Source organism: Lacibacter sp. (genome assembly GCF_035299325.1).
Lineage (GTDB): Bacteria > Bacteroidota > Bacteroidia > Chitinophagales > Chitinophagaceae > Lacibacter.
Genome location: NZ_DATGWT010000025.1, coordinates 97984 through 117944, shown reverse-complemented (window position 1 = coordinate 117944; position 19961 = coordinate 97984). Strand labels below are relative to the sequence as shown.

Sequence of the window (19961 nt, the reverse complement as noted above, 5' to 3'; positions counted from 1 at the left end):
GGTTTAATTATAACGCAGGTAGTTATTAATAAGATGAATGGTGCACCTGTTGCTCAATTGATTGCTGGATGCTAATATGACATTCGCAGAGCGACTCATCATATCATTCAATATAATTGAGTTGGGTGTTGAATTATTCACGAAAATGGATGACGGATCACCATTCGAAAATTTGAAAATTGTTTCAAAAGTTCCGCTCTCCTCTCCGTCCGTTGCAATATTTTTCTTATTAAGAATGTGGTAATAGATAAAGTTGGATACTTTCTCTTTGTCGGCCGGCAGTGTTGGATTAAACAGCGGCACTTTATTCGGCGCAGTTCCTGTACCCGGTAAATAACCTGCATTAACTGCTGCTAATATGGCTGCATTATCCGGTATAAAAAATGTGTAGAACGAACCTGATGCAACCTGGAGGATATCGCCTGATGAAGCAGTATAAATTGACGAATTTCTTAAGTATTGCCAGAACGAATTGTATGGAGAAGATACAGGCGTACCCAATGCTTCAATGTGTTTTCCGATTGTCTTTTCACTGAATTCGAGTATTCTGTCCAGGTAGTAAACAGTTCCGTTTTTAGCTGTTTTCTTATCTATCACATTGGCTTTAATACCGGCATCACTGTTACCGGCTCCGGCAACCTGATTGCTGCCAAACTTGATAAACTCACCGGAATAAGATTGTGCAACACCATCTTGCGTAATGGATGTAATGTCTCTGCCGGGTATAACATGCATATTCAATATACGCTGCAAACGCACCAATGCAGACAATCCAACTATATCAGCAGCACCACCCGGTGGCGTGTAACGCCATTGCTCATTCACATTGTTACTTACTGTAGCATCAGCTTTGTAACCGGCAGCATTCAGTGCGGCATTACTCACCAGGAACAATGTATACTTCTGATTAATATTTGAAATCTGGAATTTCAGATCAAGATTCAGCAAGCCTGTCATCATTGAATATGCAGGATTGAGATAAGCCTTGCCATAAACACTGCTGAACACATTTGCATCCTGCACTTTGTTTGTACCATAGAAAATACCGTTACTTAAGACCTTTTTATCTGTGATATCCGTCTGCGCATTAAACCTTGCTTCTTCGCCAACAGAATTAAATGTGCTTGCAAATTTCGAAGGCCATACGGCAGTACGCCACATATGCGCATTCATGAAATCGTAAATGATATTAACCGGCAGCGATTCAACAGTTGGATAATGTTCTAAAAGAACTGTGTTGATATAATTGAGAAGAGCTGCATTCTCAGGAACGAACATTGTATAGGTATCTGATTGCGCATCGTTATCCTGCAACTTCAGAAAGTTCTCATTATTTGGAGAAAAGGCGATGTTGGGAACAAACACTTTGGTATAAATATCAGTAGACGTTCCGTAGATATTCTTGTAGTTCTGTGTTACAGTTTGATTTAACACGTAAGCCACCAGAAACCTGTCCATCAGTTTTTTAAACTCACTATACTTTGGATTACTGCCAATGTATTGATCGATGCTTGGTAAGGAAGTGATCACCCTGTCAACAACATGGATGATTCCGTTTTCAGCAGCAATATCTTTTTCAACCACTTTCGCCTCAGCAACATTAAAACCAGTGTAAGTTGATGTAGGATAGAAATAATTATAGTCTGTTGCAGTTAAGGTTTTACCGGTCATAAAACCTGTTTCGAAAATCGGGATATGCTTGTTGTTATTATCAGCATCAACATAAAAGAATGTACCTGTGTTGTTACGGTTTGATGCGATCGCTTTAATATTTTGACCTGTAAGGTTTACTGCATCATACACACCGGTATAATTTGCCGTGCGGCGTTTGAATGCTGCGTTCTCTACCCATCCAAGATTGCTTTGGAAATCAGAAATGCGTTCCTGTTTAAACGCATTGTACACCAGGCAGTAGGTCACAATTTTCCTGGCAGAAGCAGAATCAATTGCATCAACACTGGCAATACTGTTTTGGGTCAGATATACATTAACAGCAGAATCGTGTGGAGCAAAAAGTGTCCAGTAACCTGCGGTTGAAAGCGTTTGCTTATACCCGGCTTTGTCAATCAACTTCAGGAACTGACCAAATTTTCCTTTGGCCTGTAATTGCTGATAAATGGGTTGATCCAATGTATCAGGACGCTCATAAAATTTGTCGAATTTTTTCTGGCAGGCAAAGAGCAAAGTCATCGTCACCAAAAAAAAGAATACCTGTTTTAGTTTCTTGTACATGTTACTACAGATCATTTCTTATTTCGTTTGATAAATACAGAATTTCGAACTTGATATAGAAGGGAAAATCGATTGTTTGCAAAAAAAACTGAAGAGCACTGTAAAAAAGGGAACTGGTGCCTGGAATGGCAGTGTACAGCAGCAAGTTTAACAGCAGAGGTCATACAGCAGCAATCTTTGTTTAGCAATCAACGCTTTGTTATCGACATCGATCAGCAATCGATGTTATTGTTAACGATACTAAATTAGTATAGTGGAAATACGTAACTGTCATGTGCCATCCTGAAAAGCTGCAGCTTTTACGCAATCGTTGCCGTGCACACAATGCATAAAAAAGGCTGCACATCAGGCAGCCTCTTTATTACAATTAAATAGTATTTGATCAATATCCAGGATTCTGATAAGCAGCCATATCAGCCGCTGTCATTGGTTTACCGTTAACAGTTTGCGCCAACATCTGAAGCAAAGGGATTGGGCGAAGCTTATGGAACTGGGCGAATGAAGGGCTTACATCTGCATTGTACAATTTCGTTCTTTCAAAAAGTGTTTCGGTACGTACCAGATCCTCCCAACGATAAAATTCACCACATAATTCACGGGTTCTTTCATTAAGTATAAAATGAATGAACCTTGCTGCGGTAGATGTAACGGTTGCAGGATACAGTTCGCTGGCAGCATTGGTGGTAAACAGATCTGTGGTTGCCAGGTTGCTGGCTGTTGTATTTGCCAGCGTGTTAGGGCCGCCCATGTACTGCCAAATTTGTGGACTGCGTGTTTCATTGGCTTTATAGGCAGCACGGGTTCTTAATATATTCACATAAACAAGAGCATTTGCATAGTCACTCTTGCGACCATACGCTTCTGCAAGCATCAGGTAAGTATCGGCCAGTCTTGCAAATGTGCCGTTACGTATACCTCTTGCTTCATTATTAGTGGTTGTGAGGCGGATCGGATCGGCAAATTTTAAGAGCGTGAGGTATTTGTTACCGGTATAATCAGAAGAGATGGCCCCTCCTGCAGTTGTTTGCTTATATCTTGCAAAAACAGAATAGTAACGCATTCCTGAAATAGTTGAAGTAAGCAGCGGCATATTGATGGGATTTACAATATAAAGTGCTGCGGTATCACCAATACCTACACGGGGTTTACCCACAAGGCTCGGATCAGGTGCATTGGCGGCGGTAAATACAGGAAGATTCGCATTAGATGCCACGTTCCGGTGGAATACTGTTTGAAAACTTTTGAAGAACCTTGAATCATTGATCTTATCGTAAATATCAATTGTATAATCAGTTGGACGTAATCTTCTGAACGGGCGGCCATTAAAGAAATCTCTTGCCATACCGGGGATACCTGCATCATAAGCTGAAGGGTAAAACAAATGGGTCTGGTTGTTTAAACCTGCAAGATTGAGGTTAGAGCTAAATTGAGCTGCGTAGATAATTTCATTACTTGCGTTATTGGCATCAATTTTCGCCTTGCTTCCTGTTGGCACTGAACCGTTCTGTCCCGGCAATGGAATAGCGCCATCCGGATATGCAGAGTTAAACAGATTACCATAGTCTGCTTCCAACGCATGGCCACTGTTGGTAATTACATCATTTGCATAATATATCACACTGTCCATATCGGTTGGTTTTTGGCCACGGGCTTCTGTTACAGCACTTCCCCGGGTGAGATAAGCTTTGGCCAAAAAATGATAAGCCATCGCTCGTGTGGCACGGCCACGGTCAGCGCCGGTATAACGCCAGGGTAATCCCGGGCCCGCAGCTTTGAAATCAGCAATAATCTGACTATACACATCTGCTACCGAAGCACGTGGAAATTCATATTGTGGTTCCTTTGGTACCGAAGTAATCAATGGCACGCCTCCCAGTTGAGTTAAAAGCTGGAAATAATACAACGCACGCAGAGCTTTTAATTCAGCAATACGCAAATCTTTTTGTGCCTGCGTTCCAAGTACACGTGAAGAAGCATCATTAAATGCAGCGATCATTTCAATACCTTGATTACACCTGCGGATGCCTGAATAGTTATTGGTCCATAAACCATTTACAAAAGCGTCATTAGAATTCAGGTTGGCATCATAATCGTTATAGCGGACGTTATTAAACTGATCTCCTTCACGAAATTCATCTGTGCCAAAATTATGCATGCCATAAGACTGTTCACCGGTAAAACGCCATTGTAATGGTGTGTAAGCCGATTTTACCAGGTCTTCCAGTCCAACATCTGTTTTGTAATAATCTTCTGTAAGTGTAGTAACCAGTTCTTCTTTTATAAATTTTTTACAGGATGAAACGGCTAACATACTTGTAAGTGCCAGTGCTACACCTGTTATTTTAAAATGCTTATACATAATAAATGTTTTTTTGCTTGAACAATATTGTTATAAATCCAATCTTACACCAACTACATAACTCTTATAACTGTAAGAGTTGGGCCCTACTTGGTTGGTAGTGCTGCCGGGAAACTCACGGTATGGAACCGTTTCAGGATCGTAGTCTGAATGTTTGTGAATGAGAATTGGGTTTACTGCGCTTGCATATATTGAAAAGCCGGTCATGTGTAATTTATCTGTGATATTTTTTGGCACTCGATAAGTAAGCGTAATGTTTTTAAACCTTGCAAAGGTTGCCTTACGGTATGTAAGCGCTTCCCAGTTAAGTGGGATATCACTTGTTTGAGTTGGCTGTTGATAATCATTGCTGGGGTTGGTTGGTGTCCAGTAGTTCACTTTGTTTGATTGGTAACGACCAACAAGTCCCGGACGTGGCACACGGTACAAACCACCTACACGGAAATAAACGAGGAAATTCAGTTCGAAATTTTTATAGGTGAACGTGTTTCCGATACTTGCAATGAAATCTGGATTATGAGAACCTAAGATGATTCTGTCTGCTGGACTGAAAGCAGAGTCTTTATTGGCATCAACTATCTTGATGCGGCCGGGTTGATAGTTCACATTGTTACGACCATTCTTAGGCCAGTAGTATGTAGCGAGTATACCTTTACCGGGGATTGTATCTTCATACTGGAAGATGCCATCTTTCTGGAAGCCCCAATAAACCTGCAGTGGCTGATCTAATATCCAGAGGTTTGCATAGTTGCTGTTTTTACTTCCATCAATATTAACGATCTTTTCTTTGTTGGCAGTAAACATAAAGTCAGTACTCCATTTGAAATCCTTCTTATCAACATTCATTGTGCTGAGGCCTATCTCTATACCTTTATTGTTTACTTCACCCAGGTTGAAGAACACAAAGTCAACACCATTTGCAGCAGGGATTGAACGACGCTGCAACTGATCAGTTGTTTTTGAGTTATACCAATCGATGGTACCCATGATCCTGTTCTGCCACAAACCGAATTCCAGACCTATGTTTGTTGTAGTAGTTTTCTCCCACGTAAGATCCGGTGTCTGGAAGGTTGTTGGAGCTGCACCAATGGCAGCAACACCATTACCCCAATTGTAATTTGTAAAGCCAAGCGGACCTGCTGTTTGATAAGGATCAATAGAAGCATTACCCACTCTTCCAATGCCGGCACGTAGTTTGGCTTTGGTAACTATACTTTGCTTTGCGAAGAATCCTTCATTATCTATTTGCCATGCAACTGAAACTGCCGGGAACCATGCTCCTTTATTTCCTTCGGCCAGCACAGATGAGTTATCGTAACGATTGCTTACTGTAAGCAAGTATTTGTTTTGAAAACCATATTCCAGACGTCCCATGTAAGATTGATACTGTGTTGCAGAGAATGTACCTGAACCTGTAACTGTTGCATCTGTGTTCCGCTGCAATGAATACCATTTTTGCGATTCAAAAATCAGGTTATTCGCAGACATGGTTAAGGAAGAAGACCGGTTGAGGCTTTGTAATTCCTGCAAAAGGGTTACGTTAATTGAGTGGTCTGATTTGATTCTGGTTGAATACGTAAGAATATTATCATACACCCATGAAGAAGCCTGGTTGGTAGTTTGAGAAGCATTTGCCGGGCTGCCAAGACGTATTGAAGATTGAGCTCCATTAAATGTTCCCCGTATAGAGTTACGGCTATCTAAGCCAAACATGGTGCGATACTTTAACCCTTTTAGCAACGTAACTTCTGCAAATACATTTCCGAAAATGCGGTTTGCTTTGGTCTCATCAAAAACCGTATTCCGATCATTTACAGCGTTTATAATTTGTTGATCCCTGTTGGGAAACAATATCCAGTTACCGGCTGTATCATAAGGCACAGTCATCGGTATCATACCTGAAGCATTCGCATACGAACTCGTACTTGTATTTGTAAGGGCGTGAATGTAATTGATAGTTGTTCCAAAATTCAGAAACTTAACAGGTTTAAATTCCACAGAATTGCCAATAGAATAACGTGTATAATCCTGTGCATATTCAATACCTTTTTGTTTGAAGTATCCTGCGTTGAAAGATGCTTTGAATTTTTCACTTCCGCCTGTTACAGAAATACTGTGGTTATCTGTACGTCCCTGGCGCAGCCCTACTTCATTCAACCAGTCGAAACTTCTGATCTTTGATGGATCATACATATCAACGCTGTCCACTTGAGAAAGACCAAGATTCTGCATCACTGCTCTTTCTTCCGCTGTGGCTAGTCGTTTCTTGGCTATGTAAATATTGTTTGCAGGATCATATGCCAACCAGGTATAAGCATCCTTGATAGAATTCCATTGTGTTTCACTGCCAAACCTGTTTCTGAACAATGCCACATCAGCCAAAGCTGTTGGGTAATAATATAAAGGATTGGTTCCTGATGCTGTACCGATATTACGGGTGTATTGTCTGTCAGCAAAAAAAGCCTGTCTCCAGGAATCGGCAAGTTCTACAGAGTTAAAAATGGGTAGTGGACGAATAATAGTTTCTATTGCAGTGCTTCCCTGATAGCTCACTGAAATTTTTCCTGTTTTACCTTTTCGTGTGGTGATCTGTATAACACCATTTGCTCCACGTACACCATAAACCGCAGTAGCCGATGCATCTTTCAACACGTCGATCGATTCAATATCTGCAGGATTCATATCATCAATCGTGTAACTAACCGGAAATCCGTCTACAACATATAACGGTTCATTACTTGCACTAAGCGAACGGTTACCACGAATACGGATTGAACTTCCTGCACCGGGCCGAAAACTACTTGGTGTTGAAAGAACACCCGGCAAACGTCCCTGCATAGCCTGTGTAATATTTGTTGTTTGCACAGAGCGTAACTTATCTCCGGATATAGAAGATGTTGCACCTGTTACTTCAACTTTTCTGCGTGTACCATAACCAACCACAACTACATCCTGCAGATTTGAAGCACCGGCTGCAAGCGTTACGTTTATTGTTGATTGGTTGTTGAGGGCTATTTCCTGATCGGTGTAGCCTACCGAAGAAAAGATCAGAATAGATCTGCCTGATGGCACACTTAACTCAAAGCTACCGTCTGTACCGGTAGTTGTTCCTACTGTTGTTCCTTTTACCAAAACACTTGCACCTGACACAGGTTTATTGGCATCATCGGTCACTTTACCCGATACCTTAAAAGAGTTTTGAGAAAAAGAAGTTGAAACAAATAGAAACGACAGCAATAGAAGCACGCAGGAGCGTACCCATTTTTTTTCTTTCATATAGCAGCAGTTATAAAGGTTTAAGGTTACTAAAGTAGACGAATTCCTAAGCGACCCTATCCTGCACCATCCTGCATTTATTAGTTTTTTTACGCAATCGTTCCCGAAGCTTTTTAATGACTTACCATGTTAGTCACAAAAAACAAATGATGCCAATTTGAACGAATTGCCAATCCTTACGGGAATATCTACACATCAATAAAGAATAAACAATCTTGAACCTGCAGCAACAGCTCTTTAAAAAACAATTCAGGATGCGGCAGGATGCTGTACATTTTATAATGGAGTAATATTGAACCTTAATTAATTAACATTGCTGCTATGCTAAAAAGAATCAGTTATCTGCTGCTGTTTTGTGCCGTAACCCTAACGACTTCGGCCCAGAAAATTCCGACAAAGAAAAAAATTCTGAAGACACTCCGGCTCACCAACCAGTATTTCATGAACAAGTGGTCCGATGCAGGCAAATCAATTTTTACCAATATCGAACGTCCCAGCAATATCTGGACACGTGCTGTTTATTATGAAGGTTTGATGGCTTTATACAGCATCGATAAACAAAAAGCATATTACGATTACGCATTGCAATGGGGCGAGAAACACAAATGGGGTTTGCGTGGCGGAATTAAAACACGTAATGCCGATAACCAATGTTGCGGACAAACCTATATCGACATGTACCTGATCGATAACAAACAACATCCTGAACGTGTAAAAGATATTAAAGCATCCATCGACTCGATGATGGTTACAAAAAAAGTGGATGACTGGAATTGGATCGATGCATTACAAATGGCGATGCCGGTATTTGTAAAACTCGGCAACCTGTATAACGATACAAATTATTTCAACCGCATGTATGAAATGTATGCGTTTACTAAATACAAACACGGTGGTAACGGGTTATACAACCAGGCAGAGAAACTTTGGTGGAGAGATAAAGATTTTGTGCCACCTTATAAAGAACCCAATGGTGATGACTGTTACTGGAGCCGTGGTAATGGCTGGGTTGTTGCAGCTTTAGCAAAAACGTTAGAGGCTTTGCCAAAAACTGATCCGCATTACAACGAATACTTGCAGGACTTTAAGGATATGTGCGCTGCCTTGCTGCCATTGCAACGTGCAGATGGTTACTGGAATGTAAGTTTAAATGATCCCAATAATTTTGGTGGCAAAGAAGTTTCCGGCACATCATTATTCATCTATGGTTTCGCATGGGGCATTAACAACGGCATCCTCGATAAAAAAACATACAAATCATCAATTGCAAAAGCCTGGAATGCAATGTGCAAAGAGGCTGTACATCCAGATGGTAAATTGGGCTATGTTCAAGGCACAGGTAAAGAACCTAAAGATGGTCAACCTGTTTCTTATACAAGTACACCCGATTTTGAAGACTATGGCTTAGGCTGTTTCTTGCTGGCGGGAACAGAAATAAGCAAATTAAAATAACAAATAACACATGAAAAGATTGCTGCTGTTTACTGTTCTTTTGTCAGCAAGTGTAAATTCATTTTCACAACGAACGAAATATAATTTCAACCCTGCATGGAAAGTATTTAAAAGAGATGATTCATTAGCGATCAATCTGTCTTATGATGATTCAAAATGGAAACAAGTAACTCTCCCCTATGCCTGGAACGAAGATGAAGCGTTTAAAAATGATATCGTGGATCTTTCAACAGGCATAGCATGGTACAGGAAGAAATTCAAACTTCCCGCAACAGCAAAAGGACAAAAAGTATTTATTGAATTTGAAGGTGTACGACAGGCCGCTGCCATTTATGTAAATGGTCAATATGTTGGCTTGCATGAAAATGGTGTAACAGCTTTTGGTTACGACATCAGTAAGCTGTTGAAGTTTGGTAACGAAGAAAATATAATTGCAGTACGTACCGACAACAGTTGGGAATACCGTGAAAAAGCAACCAATACAAAGTACCAATGGATCGATAAGAATTTCAATGCCAACTATGGCGGTCTTAGTAAAAATGTATTCCTGCATGTTACCGGAAACGTATATCAAACATTGCCACTATATAATAATCTTGGCACCACAGGTACTTACATCTACGCCAAGTACTTTGATATTAAGAACAGGAAAGCAACTATTGTTGCATCATCAGAAGTAAAGAATGAATCCGGTAAGGAGCAAACTGTATCGTATGCTGTGACAGTAAAAGACATGAATGGACTTTTGGTGAAAACATTTTCATCTGCTCCGGTTATCATTCAGCCAAATGAAACAAAAACAATCAGTGCTTCTGCCTTAGCCTCCAATCTTAATTTCTGGAGCTGGGGTTATGGTTATTTGTATGATGTGGAAACAAGTTTGAAGATCAATAACAAAGTGGTTGATGTTATTGTTACAAAAACAGGATTCCGTAAAACAGCATTTAAAGATGGCATGATTTATCTCAATGACCGTGTGATACAGGTGCATGGTTATGCACAACGCACATCAAACGAATGGCCTGCCATTGGTATGAGTGTGCCTGCATGGTTGAGCGATTACAGTAATAAACTGATGGTGGAGAGTAACGGCAATCTTGTACGCTGGATGCACATCACTCCCTGGAAACAAGATGTAGAAAGTTGCGATCGTGTTGGATTGATGCAGGCAATGCCGGCAGGTGATGCCGAAAGAGATGTAACAGGTACACGTTGGGAACAACGCAAAACTGTTATGCGTGATGCCATTATTTACAATCGTAACAATCCAAGTATTATATTTTACGAATGTGGCAACGAAAGCATCAGTGAACAACACATGATCGAAATGAAAGCCATTCGTGATGAATACGATCCGTTTGGTGGCCGTGCCATCGGTAGCAGGGAAATGCTCGACAGCAAAACTGCTGAGTATGGCGGCGAAATGTTATACGTCAATAAAAGTGCAAACATTCCTGTATGGGCAATGGAGTATTCCAGGGATGAAGGTTTGCGTAAGTACTGGGATGATTATTCACCACCTTATCACAAAGACGGAGATGGCCCTTTGCATAAAGGTGAACCTGCAAAAATTTATAACCGAAACATGGAATCGCATGCGTTGGAAAATATTGCACGCTGGTATGATTTCTGGAAAGAACGTCCCGGCACAGGTAAACGTGTTAGTTCCGGTGGCGTGAACATTGTGTTCTCCGAAACAAACACCCATCACCGAGGAGCAGAAAATTACAGAAGAAGCGGTGAAGTAGATGCATTACGTATCATCAAAGAAAATTTCTATGCGCATCAGGTAATGTGGGATGGTTGGGTTGATGTAGAAAAACCACGCATTCACATTATTGGCCATTGGAATTATAGTGACACAACCGTGAAGGACATGTTTGTGATCTCATCTGCCGACAAAGTGGAACTGTTTGTCAATGGCAAATCGTTAGGCATTGGTGTACAGAGCAACCGTTTCCAGTTTACATTCAAACAAGTTCGTTGGCAAACCGGAACCATTAAAGCAGTTGGCTACGATGTAAATGGCAAGCAACTCTGCAGCACACAAAAAACAACGTCCGGCAAGCCTGTTGCAATTCGTTTAAAGTCGATCACTCATCCAAAAGGTGTACAGGCCAATGGTCATGATCTTGCGTTAGTGGAAGTAGAAGTAGTTGATGCATCCGGTCAGCGTTGCCCTATTGCTATGAACATGATCTACTTTAATCTGGAAGGTGAAGCAGAATGGAGAGGCGGTATGGCACAAGGAAAAGATAACTATATACTTGCCCAACAACTTCCTGTTGAAAACGGCGTGAACCGTGTACTCATCCGTTCTACAACAAAAGCCGGACGAATAAAATTAAGTGCAACTGCTGACGGATTAAAACCTGCTTTACTTCAATTGCAATCAACAGCGGTAACAGCAAACAATGGCCTCAGTACACAATTGCCATCATTCGGATTAAAAAGTAACCTTCAACGTGGCCCCACTCCTTCCATTCCATCGTTTGTGCAAAAAAGGAATGCATTAACCATTGTAAAAGCAACAGCAGGATCAAAAAGCGATAGCGCTTTCGCAAGTTTTGATGACAACGAATTAACTGATTGGTACAACGATGGTAATCTTTCAACTGCATGGATCGAATACGAACTCCAACAACCTGCAACCATCAGTGAGGTAACGTTGAAACTTAATAATTTCCGATCACGCAGTTATCCCATACGCATTTCAGTTGACGGGCAGGAAGTGTTTAACGGCAATACTGCAACGAGCCTTGGCTATTGCACCATTCTGTGCAAACGATTGACCGGTAAGAAGGTGAAAATTGAATTGGTAAAATCGGCTAACTTAACCGGCGAAACTTCCACAGAGGTATCGGGTAAGAAGCTGGATGATGGCGTAACACGCAATGATGCAAACAGCAAGGGAAGGTTGAGTATAATTGAAGTTGAAATTTATGAGCCGGTGAAATAAAGTGCCGGCCCAATTTGTAACAGATCATTTAGAAATAGCCGGTTATTTTTATGAACCCGGCTATTCTTTTAATTATGCACTACTATCGACTGCTTACCATATTTCTTTTTTTCTGTTGTGCCTTATGCACAGCACAAAAAATACAATACAGCAAGAGTGGGTTAAAAACACCCGGCGGTGGTGACATGCGATTAATTGCTGATGTCAATGGCTTTCATCATCTCATTCATTTCAGCAATATCAAAAAACCAGTCATTCATATTTTCAATGAACAGCTGCAATTGAATGCTACACGGGAAGTGAATATTAAAATTGCAGAAAATTCAAATCTCATGCTTCTCAAAATGAAGGAGTATTATGTGTTGTATGTTCATACCCCACGGCCATCGCAACATCAGCTTTTAAAGATATATGGCAATGGAGCTATCAGTGATATTTCCTACCTCGTAAATGATCCTGCTGATTCATCATGGAATAAGAGCAAAGCCACTTTCCAGTTGTTTAATATTGATAACAGTTTCTTCTTGGTTTCCCACACTTACTTCAATAACATCAAAAAAATTAAAAGCACTATTGTAAAACTAGAACCAGAACGAAAAGCCGAAGTTGTAACAAAGCTGATGTTTCCTTACAATCTGCGTACTGATCAGTTAAGAGAGGTAACATTGGTTAACAATAATCTGTTTGTTGTAAAAACATCACAGGATGAAGCCGGATCAAGTATACTAACTCTCTTAAAGATCAACTGTGCATCAGGCAATATTTTGTCGAAGCAATATGAAAGCGGAAAATATCTTTATGCCTCTCCAACAATTCGCTACAACGGTACAGATTCCAGTACGTTTATTTACTCAATGCTGCGAACTCCTCCCGGCTACAGAGGTGTAAGGCCGGGCGTTTTTATGACACAGTTAGACAATTCATTGAATGAAATGGCACCAATAAGCATTCTGCCAGATATTTTCAAAGACAATACTGCATCCAGTTTTATTGTTGAAAAAAGTAAAACCAACGGCTGGCTTCATTTTTCAGCTGCCCCAACTAACAGAAAAACGGGAGTTAGAGTAACCAAAGACATTTACTCTAACATTGATCCTGATTTCATGTATACTCAGACCTACGATTATTCTTATTACACTTCAGCACCAACAGCTGTGCGGATGACATTACTAAATAGTAAACTGGAAAAAGAAAAAGACAGTGTGGTAAAAAACAATGGGAGCTACTATAAAATTCATCCCGGCCCTTATGCCCAGTTTGTGATGCACAACACATCTTACCTGTTGCTGGTGCAGGAACTTGTTGCTAAAAAAAGAGGGTTGCTTTTAGTTTATCCAAATGAAGATGGCCATTTCAACACACTTCCCCTTCGTGTGTATGATCAATTCAACTTTATGCTGTCGCTGCTGCAAACTGTCGGTGACAACTATTTTATCGTTCCTTTTACCAATAAAACCGAAATGGGTTTGATGAAAGTTTCATTAAACAACTAACTTCGACAGTTCCTAAACGTCAGACAACTAAAATGAAAACTATTTTCTCGATTCTCCTCTCCATTTACCTGTTAAACAGCTTCTCAACATTTGCACAACAACCAAATATCATTTTCATTTTTGCAGATGACCTGGGTTATGGCGAGATCGGCTGTTATGGCCAGCAGAAAATTGAAACGCCCAATCTTGATGTGCTTGCAGCGAAAGGAAAAAAGTTTACTTCGTTTTATTCAGGCACATCCGTTTGCGCTCCATCACGTGCCTCGTTAATGACAGGATTGCACACAGGCCACACTCCTATCCGTGGCAATAAGCAATTTGCACCCGAAGGTCAAACACCTTTGCCTGAATCAACCAAAACCTTTGCTAACTATTTACAGCAAAATGGATACGCAACAGCAACATTTGGTAAATGGGGAATGGGATTCAACCAGAACAGTGGTGATCCGAATAAGAAAGGATTTGATTTGTTCTATGGCTATAACGATCAGGCCCTGGCGCATGATTTTTATCCACCCTATCTCTGGAACAATCACAACAAAGTTGATCTCTCCATTAACAAAACATACGATTCAATTTATTCTGCTGCACTAATACATCAGCAGGCGGTGCAATACATCAAAGAGCAAGGCAACAAACCTTTCTTCATGTATCTCTCTTACACATTGCCTCATGGAGATGTGATTGGCCCACATGACAGTTTGTATAATTACTACAAACAAAAGTTCAATGAACAACCGTTGACTGGTAATGCATTAAGAACAAGAGCGCATAATATGAAGCCTGAACCATATCCGCATGCACAATTTGCAGCAATGGTTGGCCGCCTGGATCAGTATGTTGGTGAAATTGTAAAAGCCATCAAAGAAAAAGGATTGGCTGAAAATACACTCATCATTTTCAGCAGCGATAACGGTCCACATAAAGAAAATGGTGGTGATCCTGAATTCTTCAACAGCAACGGTATTTATCGTGGTATCAAACGTGATCTGTATGAGGGCGGTATGCGTGTACCATTCATTGCGTACTGGCCAACTAAAATAAAACCGGCAGTGGTTACACAACCTGCTGCGTTATGGGATATGTATCCCACTTTTTTAGAACTGGCAAAGGTTCCTGTAGAAGAAAAGATCGACGGCATTTCAATTGTTCCATTGCTTATTTATAATAAAGGCAGACAAAAACTACATGAACATTTCTATTGGGAGTTTCATGAAAACGATGGGCGGCAAGCCGTACGTTGGGGAAAATGGAAAGGCGTTCGTTTGGGTGTAAGTAAAAATGAAAATGCGCCGATTGAATTGTATAATCTCAACAATGATCCATCAGAACAAAAAAATGTAGCTGGCAAATTTCCAGAAGTAGTTAAGATAATTGAGCAGCTGATGAAACAGGAACATGTGTTTCATCCAGACTGGCCATTACTGTCTTCAGAAATGAAAAAATAAGATTTATAAATTGGCAGAATAGATATTACTCTGCCAATTTATAAATTCCAAATGAAGAAAGTGTAGGATTTAACCTAGATGACAAGATGCGAAGTCTTACCTCTTTTGCTGTAACAGGTTTAAATTTCAGTAATCGTTTATAACCGATCGTACTGCCTTCTGCAAGCTGTTTCCATTCCTCACCATCTTTATATTCAAAGACAAACTTTTCTACCCGCTGCCCAATGCTGATGTTTTCCTGCAGACTCAATACATCAAATGTTTTTGCAGTTGATAATGTAAACGTAATGGTAGTGCTTGTATCCTTTCCTTTAGTTGTAAAATAAGTTGTGTACGATTGATCGATTAATGCATTTGTATTGATGCCGTTGCTGCATTTAATTGTTGCGCCTTTTGCGAGGTTATTCGCAAATGTTTTTTTGAGTAATGCGGAAAAGCCTTCCAGACTTTTCACATCACTTGCAGATAACAATCCTTCTTTGTTTGGCGGAATATTCAACAGCAACACACTATTGTAACCAACCGAACTGAAATAAATATCAAGCAATCGTTGCGGCGATTTTACTTTATCATCTTCTTTTGCATGATAAAACCAACCCGGCCTGATAGACACATCCGTTTCAGCAGGATACCAGATCAATCCTTTTGCATCTTTTATTTTTTCCCTGCTGCCGAGGTCCTTCTGCATCTTATCACCCTTCGGTGCAAAGGCTACATCTTTCTGCGAACCATCGGCAATCTTCTCCATCATATTTTCATCTGCAGGTATTACGCTCCACTCTTCTTCCCGACCCATACCACCTTCTGTACCAACCCAACGAACATCGGGCCCCATAATAGCAATCGTTGCAGTTGGTTGAAGCTTCCTGATCACTGAATACCAGCGATTAAAATCATACACTTGTTTTTTACCGTTAGGGCCTTCTCCATTTGCTCCATCAAACCATACTTCATCCACCCGGCCATATTGTGTAAGTAACTCTGTTAACTGGTTTGTAAAAAAATCGTTGTACTCATCCGTTCCGTACATCGGTGCATTCCGATCCCACGGTGACAGATAAACGCCAAAGCCAACTCCAAATTTTTTACAGGCTGCTGCAACTTCTTTCATCACATCGCCTTTGCCGTTTTTCCACGGACTGTTTTTCACCGAATGTTCCGTGTACTTGCTGGGCCACAAACAAAAACCATCATGATGTTTGGCTGTAATAATCACCTGTTTAAAGCCAGCTGCTTTTACCGTTCTAATCCACTGCTCTGCATCAAACAATACAGGATTAAAAATAGACGGACTTTCTGTTCCATCTCCCCACTCTTTATCCGTATAAGTATTCACACCAAAATGAAAGAACGCTGTCAACTCCAGTTGCTGCCAACGTAACTGCCTTGCACTTGGTGTTACGTTTGCTGCTTTCGCAACGATCTCCTTTTCGGTATCACTTGGTTTTATGACTACGTAATTTTTACTGCCTGTTTGCGCAGTACAAACTTGTGCGGCAACAATAGCAGCAACAGCCAACGGATACTTTATTGATTGATGAAATTTCATGCGTTTTTATTTAACCGGCACGATCCAGTAAGTATAACGATGATCGGCAAACGGAATACGGTATTGCTGCATCGGCATCGAACCCCAACTGTCGATACCCTGCAAACCGGTTTGCTGCAGATCAACATGCATATAAATTTTATCTCTTACCTGCAGTTCACCTGAATGATATTGTTTTTTCTCGGTCTCCGGATCCAGATCATCCAGGGTATAAGGTAATGCAGAAAAATTCAGCAGACTATCTGCATAAACAAACTCTACTCCTTTACCGGCTTTGTTCGTCATCTTCACCCAACGCACATCGGCTTTGTTACCACTCTCCTGCGGACGTGCATAGGAGAAATATTGATTGCTCACCGTTTGCTTGTACAAACCGATTAACGAAGCCGATTTGCGATCCCAATAATTTTCCCATGGGCCACGGCCATAAAAACTTATCTGATCAAATTCCTTTTTCAACTGCAGATCATTACCTACACGCAGCAATAACGGATATTTTCCTTTTACTGCATCAATGCTGCTGGTTACTTTTATTTTACCATCTGCATAAACAGTAAACTGCTGTTCACTTATTGCATCACCATTCACCACTTCTTTTTTAAAGAGAATAGTATAAGAACCATCTGTTTGTTTTGTTACCGTAGCAACAATTAACTTGCCCTGCTCGTATGCATTACGCCACATACGAAGGTTGCGGTTAAAGCCAGCACCAATATCATTATCGGTTGGTGCACGCCAGTACGATGGCTGCGGGCCTTGCTCCACAACGGTTGTTCCGTTTACAACATACGAACCCATAGTGCCATTCTTCAAATCAAAATTCACCGTAAAGCCTTTACCGGAAATGGTACAACTTGTTTCGGTTTGTTTCACCTGCAGGTTTCCTTTTCCGGTGATCATATCCTGTATAACCGTTCCGGGATTCAAAGCAAACTGTTCGTAAGCGATTTCATATCCCTTCTCCAAAAACGGCTCCGCTTCTTTCAATGTATAATGCACATTGATAAAATATTCTTTTGCTTCTTTTTGCTTTGATTTGATTGGCAGTGTTACCGTTGTTGATTGCTGTGCTGCAATTGACAATTGATTAATGATTCCTTTTTCAATCTGCTTACCATCTTCCATCAGCTCCCAACTCAACTGCACATTATCCAGGTTGCGGAAGAAGTAAGAATTACGAATCGTCAGTTCATTGTTGTGCAGCGTTGATTTAATGAACTGATGCACTTTTTTAATTTCAACAGCCATGGGTGTTAATCCACGATAAGCGGTTACCACACCTTTCACACAAAAATTATTGTCGGTGAAATGTTGCGGCACGGGTCCTTCCAATGGGAAGTCGCCACCATAAGCCATAATACGTTTGCCATTCTTCACTGTATCAATTGACTGATCGATCCACTCCCAGATAAAACCGCCCTGCAGGTTGGGATTGTTTTCAATCGCATCCCAATACTCCTTAAAGTTACCGAGACTGTTACCCATGATGTGTGCATACTCACTCATGATGAGCAAACGGCTTGGGTTGCGACCTGCATAACGCTTCAGCCAATTCGGATCAGGATACTGCGGAACGATCATATCGGTATTGTAATCATTCTCTGCACGTTCGTATTGCACGGGACGGATATCATTCTTCTTTAACCAATCGTAGGCTTCATAAAAATTCACACCATTCCCTGCCTCATTACCCAACGACCATGTTACAACCGATGCATGATTCTTGTCACGCTCATACATACGGTAGATACGTTCAAGGTGCGGTATCCGCCATTGTTTATCGTTACCCAAAGTGTAAGCCAAGTCATAGTAACGGCCATGCGATTCGATGTTCGCCTCATCCACTACATACAAACCAAATTCATCACACAGCTCCATCCAGTAAGGATCGGGCGGATAATGCGAATGACGAACTGCATTCACGTTCAGCTTCTTCATCATCTCCATATCCTTGTGCATGTCTTCTTTGTTAAGCGTATGCCCTTGGGTTGCATTATGTTCATGACGGTTCACACCTTTCAGAAATACACGTTTACCGTTCACTAAAAAATTATTGTTGATGATCTCGATGGAACGGAAACCCACACGCTGAGGAGTCACTTCTACCACGTTTCCCTGTCTATCTTTTAACGTAATGTATAAAGTGTAGAGATAAGGCAATTCAGCCGACCATTGTTTTACATTGCTGATTTTTTCTTCGAAAGTAACAGTGCTTTTGTAATTACCCAGCACCGTTTGTATGCCTGAAGTTGATTTTTTTAGGATGCTGTAACCGGCTGCATCTACCAGTTCAATATCCACAGCAAATGTATCAGGCTTACTGTGGTTGGTGCGCTGATCGATATGATAGTTGTTTACTTCAGCTTTTATACTCAACAATCCATTGGTATAATTATCAGTAAGCGTGCTCATCACTTTAAAATCACGCACATCGAGCTTTGGTGTAGAGTAGAGATACACATCACGTTCAATACCGGAGATGCGCCACATATCCTGGCACTCCAAATAACTGCCATCGCTCCAACGATACACCTGTAAGGCAATCAGATTTTCACCCGGCTTTACATATTTCGTAATATCAAACTCAGCTGCGAGTTTACTGTCTTCGCTGTACCCAACCTTCACACCATTCACCCAAATAAAAAATGCAGACTTCACTGCACCGAGATGAATGAACACTTGTCGGCCGTTCCATCTTTCGGGTATGTTTATTTTTTTACGATACGAACCAACAGGATTGTTATCCACCGGAATATCAAACGGCGGTGTCATACGTGCACCTGTCCTGGTGCTTCCTGCAAACTCATACGGTTGATTTACATAAATGGGTAAACCATAACCATTCACTTCCCAGTTGGCAGGCACTTTAAAATTATTCCATGCTGCATCGTTGAAATCTGTTTTATAAAAATCAAGCGGACGTTTGCGTGGATCCTGCACCCAATTGAACTTCCAGTTACCATTCAGCGAAAGAAAATAAGCCGACTGTTCTTTGTTGCGGCCTTGTGCCAATGTACGGTTTTCAAATGCAAAAGCCGATGCACGCATCGGCATCCGGTTTATTGAAACAACATCGGCGGTTTGTAATTCTGTGGGGAGTTCCTGTGCAATAGAAATGCTGGTAAATACTAAAAGTATCAGGGAAGAAAAAACAAGTTTCATGGTTCAAATTACTCTCTTATTACTGCACGGT

General features: G+C 40.9%; 9 protein-coding genes. 4 read left to right on the top strand and 5 right to left on the bottom strand.

Annotation, left to right across the window (positions count from 1 at the left end):
- Positions 1-3 precede the first annotated feature (3 nt).
- The 3 genes from VK159_RS14510 to VK159_RS14500 form a co-directional block, all read right to left on the bottom strand.
- Positions 4-2232, bottom strand: a complete 2229-nt coding sequence (locus tag VK159_RS14510; RefSeq protein WP_324230875.1) for a fasciclin domain-containing protein — start codon at positions 2230-2232, stop codon at positions 4-6.
- A gap of 382 nt (positions 2233-2614) precedes the next feature.
- Positions 2615-4591 (bottom strand): RagB/SusD family nutrient uptake outer membrane protein, encoded by a 1977-nt coding sequence (locus VK159_RS14505; protein ID WP_324230874.1) that lies wholly within the window; start codon positions 4589-4591, stop codon positions 2615-2617.
- Between the two features lie 30 nt (positions 4592-4621).
- On the bottom strand, positions 4622-7867 hold the full coding sequence (locus tag VK159_RS14500; protein ID WP_324230873.1) for a SusC/RagA family TonB-linked outer membrane protein: 3246 nt from the start codon (positions 7865-7867) through the stop codon (positions 4622-4624).
- 441 nt (positions 7868-8308) lie between these two features.
- Between VK159_RS14500 and VK159_RS14495 the strand changes: the two genes are divergently transcribed.
- The 4 genes from VK159_RS14495 to VK159_RS14480 all read left to right on the top strand — a co-directional run bounded on the left by VK159_RS14495 (position 8309) and on the right by VK159_RS14480 (position 15219).
- Positions 8309-9319, top strand: a complete 1011-nt coding sequence (locus VK159_RS14495; RefSeq protein WP_324230872.1) for a glycoside hydrolase family 88 protein — start codon at positions 8309-8311, stop codon at positions 9317-9319.
- A 10-nt stretch (positions 9320-9329) separates the two neighbouring features.
- Positions 9330-12278: a DUF4982 domain-containing protein gene (locus tag VK159_RS14490; protein WP_324230871.1), complete on the top strand. Its 2949-nt coding sequence runs from the start codon at positions 9330-9332 to the stop codon at positions 12276-12278.
- Between the two features lie 74 nt (positions 12279-12352).
- The gene (locus VK159_RS14485) at positions 12353-13771 is read left to right on the top strand and encodes a hypothetical protein (RefSeq protein ID WP_324230870.1); all 1419 of its coding nucleotides are present in this window, start codon (positions 12353-12355) and stop codon (positions 13769-13771) included.
- A gap of 32 nt (positions 13772-13803) precedes the next feature.
- The gene (locus VK159_RS14480) at positions 13804-15219 is read left to right on the top strand and encodes an arylsulfatase (protein WP_324230869.1); all 1416 of its coding nucleotides are present in this window, start codon (positions 13804-13806) and stop codon (positions 15217-15219) included.
- 25 nt (positions 15220-15244) lie between these two features.
- On the opposite strand, the gene VK159_RS14475 is transcribed toward VK159_RS14480, so the two are convergent.
- Positions 15245-16768 carry an alpha-L-fucosidase gene (locus tag VK159_RS14475; RefSeq protein ID WP_324230868.1) on the bottom strand — a complete coding sequence of 508 codons (1524 nt, stop codon included), beginning with the start codon at positions 16766-16768 and terminating at the stop codon, positions 15245-15247.
- A gap of 6 nt (positions 16769-16774) precedes the next feature.
- Positions 16775-19930, bottom strand: a complete 3156-nt coding sequence (locus VK159_RS14470) for a glycoside hydrolase family 2 TIM barrel-domain containing protein (protein ID WP_324230867.1) — start codon at positions 19928-19930, stop codon at positions 16775-16777.
- Between the last annotated feature and the right edge of the window lie 31 nt (positions 19931-19961).